General features: G+C 43.4%; 17 protein-coding genes. 16 read left to right on the forward strand and 1 reads right to left on the reverse strand.

The annotated features are described in order from the left end of the window. Positions 1–25 precede the first annotated feature (25 nt). The 10 genes from rpsD to M0R36_05050 all read left to right on the forward strand — a co-directional run bounded on the left by rpsD (position 26) and on the right by M0R36_05050 (position 7,473). Entirely contained in the window at positions 26–643 is a 618-nt protein-coding gene (gene rpsD / locus M0R36_05005; GenBank protein ID MCK9555154.1) for a 30S ribosomal protein S4, read from the forward strand. 55 nt (positions 644–698) lie between these two features. Then, positions 699–1,664 carry a DNA-directed RNA polymerase subunit alpha gene (locus M0R36_05010; GenBank protein MCK9555155.1) on the forward strand — a complete coding sequence of 322 codons (966 nt, stop codon included), beginning with the start codon at positions 699–701 and terminating at the stop codon, positions 1,662–1,664. Positions 1,665–1,683: 19 nt separating this feature from the next. After that, positions 1,684–2,124 (forward strand): 50S ribosomal protein L17, encoded by a 441-nt coding sequence (gene rplQ / locus M0R36_05015; GenBank protein ID MCK9555156.1) that lies wholly within the window; start codon positions 1,684–1,686, stop codon positions 2,122–2,124. 95 nt (positions 2,125–2,219) lie between these two features. Further along, entirely contained in the window at positions 2,220–2,735 is a 516-nt protein-coding gene (locus M0R36_05020; protein ID MCK9555157.1) for a hypothetical protein, read from the forward strand. A gap of 20 nt (positions 2,736–2,755) precedes the next feature. Then, positions 2,756–3,130, forward strand: coding sequence for a hypothetical protein (locus M0R36_05025; protein ID MCK9555158.1), 375 nt, complete (start codon positions 2,756–2,758; stop codon positions 3,128–3,130). A gap of 14 nt (positions 3,131–3,144) precedes the next feature. Beyond that, positions 3,145–3,570 carry an HIT family protein gene (locus M0R36_05030; GenBank protein ID MCK9555159.1) on the forward strand — a complete coding sequence of 142 codons (426 nt, stop codon included), beginning with the start codon at positions 3,145–3,147 and terminating at the stop codon, positions 3,568–3,570. Next, complete coding sequence (locus tag M0R36_05035; protein ID MCK9555160.1) at positions 3,567–3,911, forward strand: hypothetical protein; 345 nt, start codon at positions 3,567–3,569, stop codon at positions 3,909–3,911. Before M0R36_05030 ends, M0R36_05035 begins: the two co-directional genes overlap by 4 nt. Before the next feature lie 21 nt (positions 3,912–3,932). Further along, the gene (locus tag M0R36_05040) at positions 3,933–6,596 is read left to right on the forward strand and encodes an insulinase family protein (protein MCK9555161.1); all 2,664 of its coding nucleotides are present in this window, start codon (positions 3,933–3,935) and stop codon (positions 6,594–6,596) included. 14 nt (positions 6,597–6,610) lie between these two features. Continuing rightward, complete coding sequence (locus tag M0R36_05045; GenBank protein ID MCK9555162.1) at positions 6,611–6,919, forward strand: DUF1844 domain-containing protein; 309 nt, start codon at positions 6,611–6,613, stop codon at positions 6,917–6,919. After that, the gene (locus M0R36_05050; GenBank protein MCK9555163.1) at positions 6,916–7,473 is read left to right on the forward strand and encodes a hypothetical protein; all 558 of its coding nucleotides are present in this window, start codon (positions 6,916–6,918) and stop codon (positions 7,471–7,473) included. Before M0R36_05045 ends, M0R36_05050 begins: the two co-directional genes overlap by 4 nt. Before the next feature lie 7 nt (positions 7,474–7,480). Here M0R36_05050 and M0R36_05055 read toward each other — a convergent pair whose 3' ends face one another. Further along, complete coding sequence (locus tag M0R36_05055; protein ID MCK9555164.1) at positions 7,481–8,134, reverse strand: CAAX prenyl protease-related protein; 654 nt, start codon at positions 8,132–8,134, stop codon at positions 7,481–7,483. A 59-nt stretch (positions 8,135–8,193) separates the two neighbouring features. Between M0R36_05055 and M0R36_05060 the strand changes: the two genes are divergently transcribed. The 6 genes from M0R36_05060 to M0R36_05085 all read left to right on the forward strand — a co-directional run bounded on the left by M0R36_05060 (position 8,194) and on the right by M0R36_05085 (position 14,276). Continuing rightward, a complete protein-coding gene (locus M0R36_05060; protein MCK9555165.1) occupies positions 8,194–9,777 on the forward strand; it encodes a D-aminoacylase in 1,584 nt (527 codons plus the stop codon). 65 nt (positions 9,778–9,842) lie between these two features. After that, positions 9,843–11,330, forward strand: coding sequence for an ABC transporter substrate-binding protein (locus tag M0R36_05065; protein ID MCK9555166.1), 1,488 nt, complete (start codon positions 9,843–9,845; stop codon positions 11,328–11,330). 55 nt (positions 11,331–11,385) lie between these two features. Continuing rightward, entirely contained in the window at positions 11,386–12,306 is a 921-nt protein-coding gene (locus M0R36_05070) for an ABC transporter permease (protein MCK9555167.1), read from the forward strand. After that, entirely contained in the window at positions 12,299–13,135 is an 837-nt protein-coding gene (locus M0R36_05075) for an ABC transporter permease (GenBank protein MCK9555168.1), read from the forward strand. Before M0R36_05070 ends, M0R36_05075 begins: the two co-directional genes overlap by 8 nt. A 25-nt stretch (positions 13,136–13,160) precedes the next feature. Next, on the forward strand, positions 13,161–13,925 hold the full coding sequence (locus M0R36_05080; protein ID MCK9555169.1) for an exodeoxyribonuclease III: 765 nt from the start codon (positions 13,161–13,163) through the stop codon (positions 13,923–13,925). A gap of 87 nt (positions 13,926–14,012) precedes the next feature. Then, the gene (locus M0R36_05085; protein MCK9555170.1) at positions 14,013–14,276 is read left to right on the forward strand and encodes a hypothetical protein; all 264 of its coding nucleotides are present in this window, start codon (positions 14,013–14,015) and stop codon (positions 14,274–14,276) included. Positions 14,277–14,352 lie beyond the last annotated feature (76 nt).

Consider the following 14,352-nt stretch of genomic DNA (forward strand, 5'->3'; position numbering starts at 1 on the left):
CAAAAATCAGCAAGGAGATATTTTAATGGGAAGGTACCTCGGTTCGAAACACAAAATATGCAGAAGAGTGGGAGAAGCATTGTGCGGTTCCGTAAAATGCCCCGTTCACAAAAGGAATTCACCTCCGGGCCAGCACGGATCTATGAAAAGGCAGAGAAAGTTATCCGAGTATGGGGTGATGATGCTTGAAAAACAGAAATTACGTTTCATCTTCGGACTTCTGGAAAAACAATTCAGAAAATATTTCCAGAAGGCGGCCAGGATGAGCGGAAAAACAGGATATAACCTTCTTCTGCTGCTTGAAACAAGATTGGATAACCTTGTTTACAGGGCGGGCTTTGCCCCCAGCATAGCAGCCGCCAGGCAGATGGTCCGTCACGGGCATTTTGTTGTGGACGGCAGGAAAGTTGACATTCCTTCTTTCCAGGTAAAAGAAGGACAGACGGTTAAACTGAAAGAAAAAAGCCGCAGCAAACCGACCTTTGCCGCTTTTGCGGAAGAGAACAAAGACAAACTTCCCGATATGTCTTATTTAGAGAGGAATCTGGGTTCTTTTGAATTTAAGATTAAACATATGCCAAAAAGGGAAGAAATCCCTGTTGCTATAAATGAACAATTAATTGTTGAGCTTTATTCCAAGTAAAGTTACATAAATTTTCACGGAGGCTAAAATGTCAGTTAAGTTGGGAAGATTTGAGATGCCGAACAGGCTTAAAAAAGAAGAACAGTCTGCGACTAATTATTATGCGAAATTCATCGCAGAACCCTTTGAAAGGGGATATGGATATACCATAGGCAACTCCCTGAGAAGGGTGCTGTTGTCCTCTCTGGAAGGGATTGCCGTTACCGCTGTAAAGATTGAAGGGGTCGAGCATGAATTTTCAACAATGAAAGGTGTTATAGAAGACGTTGCGCAGATTTTGTTGAACATCAAGAAAATCCTGCTTGTTTCCGATTCGCGGGAACATAAAAAAATGTCGCTTAACGTATCAAAGGAAGGTGAAGTGAAAGCCGGCGATATCAAGACTGACGGCACAGTAACCGTGCTGAATTCCGATCTTCACATTGCCACACTTGAGAAAGGCGGCAAATTAGCTGTTGAAATGGATGTTGAAATCGGCAGGGGATACCGCCTTGCGGAAAATAACAAGAAAAAAGGACAGCCCATAGGATATATTCCGATGGATTCCATATTTTCTCCGGTTAAGAAGGTTAAATATTCAGTGGAGAATACAAGGGTGGGACAGATGACCGACTACGATAAGCTGATAGTTGAAATCTGGACGGACGGACGGCTGTTGCCCGAGGAAGCGTTAAAACAGTCATCCGCTATTCTCAGGGCGCATCTCGATGTCTTTGTGAACTATGATGATAATTATGTAGAGTTTGAAGAGGAAGACAAGACCGAAAAGAAAGAGGAAGAAGGCAATAAGAAAAAACTGAATATGCCTATCAGTGAAATAGAATTATCGGTAAGGTCTACCAACTGCCTGAGGAATGCCAGCATAAACAGTATCGGAGAATTGGTCTCAATGACTGAAACAGAACTTCTCAAGCAGCGGAATTTCGGCAAAAAGTCACTTAATGAAATAAAGGCTGTTCTTAAAGAGCTCAACCTTTCTCTCGGCATGAAGACAGAAACAGAGCCCGAAGAACAGAAATAAATGTATAGGAGCGGAAATTATGCAGCACGGTAAAAAGAAATCAAATAAGCTGAATATGCAGGCGGCGCACAGGAAGTCGGTATTCTCCAATCTTTTGTGCCAGCTTATAAATCACGGGAGAATCAAAACCACAGAAGTAAAGGCAAAACAGCTTGTAAAACAGGCCGACAAAATAATTACTGTCGCTAAAAAACAGACGCTTCATGCCAGAAGAACGGCTGTTTCAATACTCAATAACAAAAAAGCCGTCAAAAAGCTTTTTTCCGAGATAGCGAAACATTTTGAGAACAGGAAAGGCGGTTATTCAAAAGTAATTAAAACAACTTACAGGCGGGGTGACGCAGCTCCTCTTGCTATTGTCGAGCTTATAGATTTTCAGCCGGTTGCGGGAACGGATAAAAAAGATAAGGATAAAAAAGTTTCAAAACCAAAACCAAAGCCGAAACCGAAAGCAAAGTAGCGCGAAATACCTTTTTATCATAAAAAACCCCGCCCTTTAAGGAACGGGGTTTTTTTGTTTATTGTTGTTACCTTTAGGAGTAAAATTAAATAGAAATGGCTAAAGAAAGCAATACATTGAACCGCGCGGTTTATCTTGCCTTGAGAGATAAGTATTTTTATCATGTCAGGGAGATGTCCGGAGCCGCGTTTCCAAACAAACCCCTGGATTTCCGGATGAAAAAGCTGGGGGATCTTATAGAACACCTGAATAATGCGGTAAAATACGCCCGTCTGGCCCTGAACGGCAATAACAGGGATACGGAAGAGTCCGAATTCGCGGATTTTATTGATATACTGAAAGGGTCTGCCGAGGTGGCTTATACGCTGCTTCAGCATGAAAAAATACTTTCGGAAAACGAAAAACTGATATCGAAGTTCAGCGGTGTGAGCGATGCGGATATCAGCCAATCGAAAAAACTGCATGGCGAGCGCGCGGCCGAAATAATGGCGGGTATGAAGATTTTGATAGAAAAAGGAAAGGGCAGAATCAGCGATATACAGCTGTCGGCGAAAAAAAATTTTTCGAAGGGCGATAAAGACAGGTATGAAAGAATGTACAGTATGAATTGAATCGCAGGGGGAATACGACTATGAAAAAAACGGTTTTGGAAATTTATGCTTTGCTTGTATGTCTGATATCAATATTATTTATAATAGTGAACCTGCATGAAGTCCTTTTCGGAGCCGTCAAATTGATTAATCCGGAAATGGCTGTTTCCGAGTATGAGCAGAAACAGTACATGAGCAATAAAGGATATACTGAAAAGTGGAACGAGAAGAAACTTAAAAGCTATACGGAAGAGCAGATAACGGACATGAGGAAAGGCGACTATAACAGCCTGCTGGGAGTAAAGAGGAATACGGAAAAAACGAAGCTTGTAAGGTCGGCGCTGTATTTGATAATCGCATCGGCTTTTTTTGCCTGGCACTGGAGGCTGGCCGGGAAAGAACGTATCAAAAACTGAACAGGAGAGCGCAAATGCAGGAATGCGTATTCTGTAAAATAGTCGGCAACAAAATACCTTCGGTTAATATATATGATTCGGGCAGGTCTCTTGCCTTTATGGATATAATGCCCGCGCGCAAAGGACATGTGCTTATTATACCTAAGAAGCATGGAGAGATATTGACGGATATACCCGAAGAAGATTTAAAGGATGTTATACTGACTGTTAAAAAAGTAACGGGTGCTATGTTCAAAGCACTGTGTTGCGACGGAATAAATGTTCATCAGTGCAACAGGCCTGCGGCCGGACAGGTTGTTGACCATGTCCATTTTCATCTGATTCCCAGAGTTGAAGGGGACAATCTTAATTTCGGCTGGCCGCATGAAACCTATGATAAAGGTGAAATGGAAAAAACAGCGGATAAAATCAGGTCCTCCCTTTATATTTCAATGACATGAGATCCAGAAGCGCTTTTCTAGAGATTTTAGCTCAGAATATCGGGGATAAACACCCTTATAGCATAGAGGCTTACAATTTTGTTATTATGGCGCTTGCTTTTGCCAGGAAGAAAATAGGTTCTGCCGGAGATGTGCCGGCGTCGGAATTCATCAAAGCGCTGGGAGGTTATGCCGAAAGGGAATTCGGTCCGATGGCGAGGAAAGTGCTCGAACACTGGGGATTGAAATCGTTTAAAGATTTTGGCGAAATAGTGTTTAATATGTCCCAATGGGATTTGCTTGAAATGTCAGGGAATGATAAAATAGAAGAGTTTTTGGATGCCGGGGATTTCAAATTCTGATGATAAAGGGGTGTTTTAAGTATGGCGTCGAAAAGAAATAAGTGGTTCTGGGTGGTTTTGATAATTCCGGTGGTTGTTATCTGGGTCTGCATAAACTATTCCAAGTGGTGGGGAAAGCTTTCACCCGGGGATATAATAGATTCCCTTTACAGTAAAAACAGGCTTGTAACAAGCGAACTTGATAACGGGCTTCAGATTCTGGTCCTGGAAAACAATTCCGCCCCGGTCGTTTCAATAAGGTATTACGTCAAGACCGGAAGCGTATTTGAAGGGAAATACGGCGGGATGGGTATTTCGCATTATGTCGAACATCTTGTTTGCGGAGGCTCTACGTCCGGAATGAGTGAAATCCAGGTGCAGGAGATTTTAAGGGAGCTGGGGGGAGCATCCAATGCGTATACATCCAAAGACAGCACCTGTTATTACATAAATACCAGCCCGGAAAACTTTGAAAAGGCATTTAACCTGATTACCACAAATATTTTTGAAGCGGCGCTGTCTCCCGAAGAAGTGGAAAGAGAAAAAGGCGTAATAATAAAGGAAATCGAGAGGGCTCTCGACAAGCCCGAATCTATATTGTTCAAGACACTGGATGAGCTTACTTACGGAGACCACCCGGCGGCATTTCCCATTATAGGATATCTTGAACGGTTTAAAAAAATAAAGAGAGAAGATATCCTCGATTATTATAGCGGCAGATATGTCCCGAACAATGTCGTGCTTGTTATCTGCGGCAATGTAAAGGCGTCTAAAATACTTCCCAGGATGGAAGTTTCGCTGTTGAAATATGAGAGGGGACCTGAGATGAACAGGACGCTTCCCGAATCATTTCTCCAGCTGACGGGCAAGCGGGCCGAGAAATACCTTGATATAGCAAAAGCCCACTATATTATGAGTTTTAAGACAGTTGATATTTACGACGAAGACCTTTATGCCCTGGATCTGCTGGCAGAGATACTGTCGGCGGGTGAGAGCTCCATTTTTCAAAAGGAGATAAAGCATAACAGGGAATTGGTTGACGTAATAAGTTCCGCGTCTTTCACCCCTTCTTATGCGCCCGGGTATTTTTATATTTATTCGGTTCTGGAACAGGAAAAATTATCCCCCTCCCGCCACGCCGTGCTTAAGGAAATAAGACATGTCAAGGAGAAGGGCGTTAAAAAATCAGTTATTGAAAAAGTGAAAAAGATAATTATAACAAATTATATTTTCCGCCTGAGGGGAATCGAAGCTCAGGCTTCCGATATCGGATCGTCATATCTTATTTCGGGGGATCCCTTTTTTACCAGGCGCTATCTTAAGGGAATCCTTGATGTTACCTCTGAAGACCTGAAAAGAGTGGCGCGGAAGTACTTCAATCAGGACAACCTGATTGAAATTTCGGTGGCGAAAAAAGAAGCTGCAGTCCCTGTCGAGCAAAAAGAGAAAGAGGAAGCGTCCGATATCAAAGAGTTCAGCCTTGATAACGGGGTGAAACTTATCATGAAAAACAACCCTTCGACTCCGACAGTTGCCATAGTAGCCTGTTTTAAGGGGGGGCTGGTAGAGGAAAACATGGATAATTCCGGGATATTTAATTTCATGGCGTCGCTTATGGATAAAGGGACAGAGGAAACCAGCGCGGCTCAGATGGCCGAAAGGATAGACAGGATAGGAGGCAATGTTTCGGTCGCGGCGGGCAATAATAATGTTATTATAGGAATATCGGTGTTAAAAGACGAGGTTAAAGAAGGAATCAGCATATTAAAAGAAATTGTTTCGAAAGCGAATTTCAACGGCATTGAAGTTGAGAAACAGAGAAGACTTATACTTTCTTCCATCGAGCGTCTTAATGACAACCCCGTCACGGAAGCGGCAATATTGTCAAGAAAGGCCTATTTCGGGGAACATCCCTACGGGATGGAGCTGATAGGCGGAAAAACCTCTGTTGAAAATATTGTGCGCTCAGACCTTCGGGATATTTATGCTGAATACATCAGGCCGGACAATTGTATACTGGCTGTATTCGGGGATATTGATTTTAAAAAGACGATAAATATACTTAATGAGGAACTGGGCGAATGGCGGGCGGATAAATTCAGAGAAAAAGAAATTCCGGGTTTTGCTCCTCCTGAAAATTACAAAATAGTCCAGAAAAAGACCACAAAAAACAACGCGGTGATTGTAGAAACATACCCCGCCTGCGGGTTTAATTCAGAGGATTACTATTGTTTTGATGTAATTGACAGCCTGGTCTCAGGGATTGATTATCCCGGAGGGTGGCTGCACGAAGCGTTGAGGGGAAGCGATAAGCTGGTCTATATGGTGCATGCCCAGTTTATGCCCAAGCTGAAAACGGGGACATTTACGGTTTTTGCCGAAACCTCGCCCGATAAGATCCAACAGGTTCTTGATAAGATGAATGTGCAGTTTGACCGGCTCAGAAACAAAGAGTTTACTGATGATGAACTGGAAATAGCGAAAAACATTTGTATTACAATGCATCAAATGGGATTGCAGACCAATGAAGAACAGGCGGCGGATACGGTGCTGAACCTCAGATATGACAGGGGATTGGATTTCAGCAAGCAATACCCCGGAAATATAAAGAAGGTAACAAGGGCGGATATAGAAAAGTGCATAGACAGGTATTTTAACAAAGGGCCTATTACGGTTGTAACCAGCCCTCTGGCAATAGAGTTTTAACGGGAGAATATCCAATGGATTCCAATCAGGGACAGAAGAAGGAAATACAGTTTATCGGGTTTATATCCATATTCGGCAATTCTGCCATGCAGGCTATGGGAAAGACGGCAAATCCGTTTAACGGCAAAATCGAAAAGAACATGGAAACGGCAAAGGCTTCTATAGACCTTCTCGAGCTTCTGGAGGAGAAAACAAAAGGGAATCTTACGCAAAATGAACAGAAAGCGCTTGAATCTCTTCTTACGAACCTCAGGCTGAATTATGCCGATGAGATGAAAAAACCCGAAAAGAAGGAAGAAAACCCGGAACAGGAAAAGAAATGAATTGGGAAATTGAAAAACGGCACAAGCAGTGCGACAACTGCTCCTGTATATTTGTAACCGGTGATGTCTGCCACACGGCATTTGACTATTCTGACGATGAGGAAACCGGCACAAGACAGGATCTATGCGATAAATGCTGGTCTGATGTCAGATCCGGAGATCAAAATCAGGGACATAAAAAAATTTACTGGCAGGGGATTGTAAGGATAAAACCTCCCGGGGAAAAACCTGAGGTTATAAAAAAGAATTCCGCGGAAGATATGCTAAGGAATATAGTGCACTCCAATGACCCGGCAAAAATAAATGTAAGTTATATACTTGGGCTGATGCTTGAAAGGAAGAAGGTCTTTATCGTTATTGATAATATTATCGAGAAAGAAACAGGCCGGAAGCTTATTGTATACGAGAATTCAAAATCCGGCGAAAATTTTATAATAACGGATCCCGGGATAACCCCGGATAAGGTCGGCGAAGTCCAGAAACATGTTATTGAACTGCTTGACGGGTCCGCAGATAATGAACCTGCCGCGCAAAATGCCGAAAAAGAATTTTAGCCGCCGCTTACCAGTACCCGAACTTACCCGTACAGAGAACATATATCCCGAGGCATAAATTTGTAGTTGCATGGGCGACGATACAGTCAAAAATTTTTCTGCGCCTGTAAAGCAGCAGTGTAAAAAGAATCCCTGTGGCAATTGCGCCCGGCCATTCCCAGAGGCGGTGGCCCAGAACAAAAAGGATTATGCTGCCGATGAATGAAAACCAGGTGAATTTCCCCATAGGAACTGATTTGAAATCATCTGAATTTATCAGCCAGCGGATAATGAATGAACGCATAAAAAGTTCTTCAAAAACAGGGACAATAAGAAAAGAGCCTCCTATCCTGAAAAATATAAGCAGCAGAGAAACAGATTTATTGATCCGGAAAGGGGTGTATTCCGCCGGGGGCGGATGGAATATTTTGAAAGGCGTATATTCGGTGAAAGCTATCCACAATATGAATCCCAGTATGCCGGCCGCAAAAGCGAAAAACGAAAAATCAAATTCGATTTCAGAATATGTTTTGAACCAGTAAAGGACGAAGGATGCGGTAATTATGGTTTTTGGAATGTAAATAAAATAGCCGCAGCCGGGAAAGTAATGAGCAAAAGAACCTATTAAAATAAATGTAAAATAAGGTACTATATATGGGATAATAGGTTTCCAGTTCTTCATTAACATGAAGATATCAAAAATGTTGTTAAAATCAAAGCCATAAAAACCGGAGCGCCCGGATGTTCGATTTGTTGATAAAAAACGCAAAAATCTTTGACGGGGAAGTATTCCTTGAGCCGGGCCTGTTCGTCGGTATAACAGGTTCGGAAATAGTGTATATAGGCGGTATAAAAGAAGCGGCAAAAAGGGTTATTGACGCGGAAGGCAATGTCCTTTCCCCCGGGTTTATCGACATCCATTCCCATTCGGAATTTACCGTACTGGCAAATCCTTCCTCCGACAGCAAAATAAGGCAGGGAGTCACGACTGAAATAACCGGTAACTGCGGTTCCGGGCCCTGGCCCGTCAAAAATGCCGCGGCGGCAAGGATAAAAGAGAGGTTGTCCTCTCTGGGACTTAAACTTGAGTGGGATTCTCTCAGGGATTATTTCGGTTTTGTTTCAAACCTCAGGCCCGCCGTTAATATAGGTGTATTGATAGGACTGGGGAATGTAAGGGGTTCTGTGGTCGGATATGAAAACAGGATTTCCGGCAAAGAAGAGCTGGAAGAGATGAAAAAACTTGTGGATGAAGGCATGAACCACGGGGCGCTGGGTGTTTCCAGCGGACTTATGTATCCGCCGGGTGTTTATACCGGAGTAGATGAGATTATTTCCTGCGCGGGAGTCGCGGGCAGATACGGGGGTATCTACTCCACTCATATGAGAAATGAGTCGGAAAGTCTTGTTGAAGCTGTTGCGGAAGCCTTAAAAATAGGCAGGGAATCAAATATAAAAGTTCAGATATCCCATTTAAAGACAGCAGGCAGATTAAACTGGGATAAACTCGAAAAAGCCTGCAATCTGATTGAGCAGGCGCGCAGGGATGGGCTTGATGTCACCTGTGACCGCTATCCTTATACAGCTTCATATACAAGCCTTGATATTGTGCTGCCGGACTGGATGTTTGAAGGCGGAAATGCAAAAGAACTTGAAAGGCTTAAAGATCCTTCGATAAGAGCTGAACTGGCCGGGGGGCTGGAGAGAGAAAAAAATGACAGCTACTGGCATACCGTTAAGGTTCTTTCTGTTTCAAGTCCGGGAAATAAAGAGCTGGAAGGCAGGTCGGTGGCGGAAATAGCGCGGATGAACAATAAAAAGTCAGTTGATGTTTTGTTCGAGTTGCTTATTGAAGAGAAACTTGAAGTTTACGCGGCATTTTTCAATATGAGCGAAGAAAACCTATTTAAAATTATCGGCAAAGATTATTGTATGATCGGTTCGGATGCGGCTTCAAGAAAAGATACCGGAAAACTTGCGAACTCGAAAGTCCACCCGAGGGCATATGGCACATTCCCGCGTGTCGCCGGAAGATTTGTCAGGGAAAACAAGCTGTCGCTTGAAGACGCCCTGTATAAAATGACCGGTCAGCCGTCAAGGAAATTAAAGATAAAAGACAGGGGGTTCATAAAACGCGGCTGGAAAGCCGATCTTGTGCTTTTCAATCCAGCTATGCTTGAAGATACCGCCAGTTTTGAATATTCCCACAGATACCCGAAAGGCATTTCGTCCGTTATTGTAAACGGCGTTATGACGGTTGAAAATAGTGAATATACAGGGTCTAACGGGGGGGGGATCGTTTGCGCGCAGCAACCAAAGCGGTAATTCAGACCCGTGGACTGACTTTAACCCGGCAAGTTGGTTTATTAATGCGGCGTACAGTTTATATTTTGTTTGCTTTATTGGTTTTTTCGGGTTGCGGCCGGAAAAGAAGCGATTTCAGCACGCTTTTTCTGCGCCTTGCCGAAGAGCCTTCGACGCTGGATCCGGCGCTTGCGGTTGATGTTTACTCAGGCGGTATAATTGCCAAAATGCATTCAACGCTTGTCAGTTTTGACGAAAACCTTAAACTTCTGCCCGATATCGCTGAGAGCTGGGAAATATCCGAAGACGGCAGACAGTATATTTTTCATCTGAAAAAAGGCATAAGGTTCAGCGACGGTTCTTCCGTCTCGGCGGGAGACGTGAAAAAATCTTTTGAAAGAATATTGATGCCCGCGACTCTTTCTTCAAGAAAGTGGATGTTTGAAAAAGTGAAGGGAGCCGCTGATTTTATCTCCGGCAGGGCCAGTGAAATCAGCGGTATGGAAGTATTGGATGAGAATACAATAATTATAAAGCTGGAAGAAGCGTTTGCCCCTTTCTTAAGCCTTCTCGCTATGCCCAATGCTTCGATAATAAAAATACAGGGTAAAGAGATAACAGGGTGCGGCCCGTATAAACTGGGTCAATGGGCAAGAGGCGAAAAAATCGTACTGGAGGAAAATCCTGAATATTCAGGCGGAGAAGCCCGCGTAAAAAGAATACTGTACCGCATAATCCCTAATGACTTTACCGCTGTATCTGAGTTCAGGCAGGGAAAGCTTGATATTATGGGGTTGAATATCCCGATGCTGGATGCTCTTGAAAAAACGGGCTATAAGGATTTATTTTATTCTAAGCCCGGGCTGAACACCTATTATGTGGGTTTTAATTGCCGGAAAGAACCGTTTAACGATGCCGATGCGAGAAAAATATTTGTAAAAGCCGTGGATAAAAAACAGATAATAAAATATGTTTTTAATTCCAGGGTTGAACCCGCATATTCCCCGGTTCCGCCGGTTCTCCTGTATGACGGGCTTTGGGCAATGGAGAATAATTATGCAGAAGCCGCCGGGAAAGAAGCTGTTAACAGGCCTTTTAAACTTTTGATAAACACGAGCGATGAGATGCAGTCAATTGCCGAGATTTGCCAGCACTTCTGGAAAACGCGGGGGATCAAGATTGAAATAGCGCAAAGAGATTGGAACGGCTTTAAAGAAGCTTTAAATAATTCTGAGTTTGATATATTCATCCTTTCATGGTGGGCGGACTATCCCGATGCGGAAAATTTCCTTTATCCCACTTTTTACTCCGGAAATATCGGCTCCGCGGGGAATAGAACCGGATATTCAAATGCTGAGTTTGACAGGTTGATAACCGAAGCGAGAGCTGAAATCAACACTGAAGCCCGGCAAAACCTGTACAGAAAGGCCACGGATATAATCGTTGAAGATTCACCGTGGATTTTTCTGTGGCACAAAAAAGATTATTGTGTTGTCCAGCCGTGGATTAAGGGCTTTAAAATGTTCCCTCTGTATTATTCCGATAAGGGTACGGGGATAAAAATAACACACTGACGGATTTTTCAGTTGCCGTCCTGCTTCTGTATATTGTTAAATATTGTGTAAAGATATGAGAAATTTTATTATCAGAAGACTTATTCTGGCTGTTTTGACTTTGACGGTTATTGTTACGCTTGTCTTTGCTCTCACGCGTTTTATTCCCGGAGATCCCGTATATAGTTTTGTAGGAAGAAGGGCGGACAGGGACACATTGAACCAGGTCAGGAGCTCTTATGGGTTGGACAACCCTGTCTCAACTCAGTTTTTCTGTTATATAGGGCAGTTGTTAAAAGGTAATCTTGGTTATTCTTATGTAACGGGCCAGCCGGTCGGGAAACTAATCATAAGCCGTTTTCCGAATACACTGAAACTAGCCCTGACAGCGATGCTATTCGCAACGGTGACGGGATTGCTGCTGGGCCTGCTTTCGGCATCATATCCCGGAGGCGCTGTGGACAGGTTTTGCGTGCTGCTCTCGATTTCGGGAATATCGGTGCCCGTTTTCTGGTTCGGTCTTATATTAATTATTATCTTTTCCAATCTGCTGGGGTGGCTTCCTTCTTCCGGAATGGGTAATTTTACGTATATCATTCTGCCTGCCCTTACTCTGGGCACCCGGTCGGCGGCTTATATTGCGAGGATAACAAGAACAAGCGTCATGGAAGTTTTGGGAGAAAATTTTGTGATAACGGCCAGAGCAAAAGGGCTGAGCAGAAACAGGATTTTATTTAAACATATCCTGAAAAACGCGTTAATACCGGTAGTTACCTTGATAGGGGTTGACCTGGGGAGCTATCTGAACGGGTCGGTCCTGACAGAGACGATTTTCGGATGGAATGGCGTAGGCAATCTTGCCTTGTCCGGTATTATGAACAGGGATTATCCGCTGATAATGGGCACGGTGCTGTTCGGCTCATTCATTTTTATATGCGCAAATATTATAGTCGATATCTCTTATTCGTTTTTTAACCCGAAGATAACCTATGAATAAAAGAACAAAATATTTTCTAAGGAATAATAAATTGCCGGTTTTTCTCGCGGCAGTCCTTTTTCTGATTGTTTTAGCGGCTGTGTTTGCTCCTTGGATTGTTCCTCACGACCCTTATGAAATAAACCTGGAAAAAGCGAAAGAACATCCTCAAAAAGCGTATCCGTTTGGTACGGACGCGCAGGGGAGATGTATTTTAAGCCGTATGATTTACGGCGCGAGAATATCTCTTTTCGTGGGTTTTGCCGCGACTGTCTCCGCGCTGGTTATCGGTATTTTATTCGGGACGGTGGCGGCTTATTTCGGCGGAGCCGCGGATAACATCATAACATTTTTAATCGATGTTACGCTTTCCCTGCCGGGCCTGCTTGTCGCAATCGCGATAACGGTCGTTTTTGAACCGGGAATATCAACTGTGCTGATAGCGCTGTGCATTGTCGGCTGGGCGGGTTTTGCCAGGATAATACGTTCCAGCGTGATTTCCATAAAGGGCCGGGATTATGTTACTTCCGCGCTCGTGCTCGGCTTATCGCGAAAATTGATTATGTTAAAATACATTCTTCCCAATATTGTCCCGATAATTTTTATAACAGCCAGCCTCAGGATAGGGGTTTTTATTCTATCCGAGGCTTCACTTTCTTTCCTGGGTTTGGGTATAAGCCCGCCTGAGCCTACCTGGGGGGGAATGATTGCCTCAAGCGTAAATTATGTGGAGACCGCGCCCTGGATGGCATTTTTTCCGGGTGTTGCCCTGGCCGTCACAATATTCTGTTTTAACCTGATCGGGGACAGCATGAAAGATTATTTTAATGTTTTAGAGAACCGTATCTGAAAAACTTTAAGGATGGCATTGAATAATGCGGATTTACTCATGGAATGTGAATGGCCTGAGAGCGGTTGCCGGTAAAGGGTTTAAAAAATGGTTTTTATCCGAAAAACCGGATATTTTATGCCTGCAGGAAACAAAAGCGGATATAAGCCAGCTGCCGGGAGATATAACCGGTATAGAAGGATATGAATTTTACGCGGCTTCATCCGAAAAAAAAGGATACAGCGGCGTGGCCGTATATACAAAGATCCGGCCGTTATCCGTCAAAACCGGCATAGGAATGGGCGAATTTGATGCCGAGGGAAGAATCCTGGTTTTGAATTTTCCTGAATTCACCTTGTTGAATATATATTTTCCCAACGGCCAGATGAGAGCCGAGAGGCTTAAATATAAACTTGATTTTTGCGATGCGGTCCTGGATTATTGTCTGAAACTGAAAAAATCCGGCCGTAAAATCATAATCTGCGGAGATTTTAATACGGCTCACAGGGAAATAGATTTAAAGAACCCCGGAGCGAATGAAAATTATTCAGGTTTTCTGCCCGTGGAAAGGGCATGGATAGACAGGCTTACCGAATGTGGATTTGTTGACGCGTTCAGGATGCTCTATCCTGATACAGTTAAATATTCATGGTGGAGTTACAGATACAGCGCCAGAAAGAAAAACATAGGCTGGCGCATAGATTATTATTTTGTTTCGGAAAATATATCCGGACAGGTTGAGGATTCAATGATTTTCAGTGATGTAACGGGTTCCGACCATTGTCCTATCGGCATAAAAATAAATGTATAGAATATGAAAAAACATATAGAATTTACGATGCAAAACCGGATTCGGGGCTTTAACCCCGCGGCATTTTCAGGCAAAGGAGATTTTTAAATGAGAATTTTGTTTTGTTTTTGTTTATTTTTGCTTTTCCCGTCATTTTCGCCGTGTGATGAAGAACCGCAACCGGGGGTGTGCACCGGGGACAACTGTGAACTTCGGCAGGAAACAGGTTCCAATCCTATCCTGAACGAGGAGCCTTTGCTCAGGACTCCCGAAGAAGAAAGGACAAACGAGACAATTAAACCGACGGAACTGAAAAAGATAAACCAGACAAACAAAACGCCCGGAAACGATCCGTATGACAGCTGGGAATAATGGTTGCGGGTGTTAAATTTAGGGTTGACAATTACTGAAAGAGCATTATGATATTACAGAAATGTTAACGTTAACA

This window comes from bacterium (assembly GCA_023228325.1).
Taxonomy (GTDB): Bacteria; Auribacterota; UBA6266; order UBA6266; family UBA6266; genus UBA6266.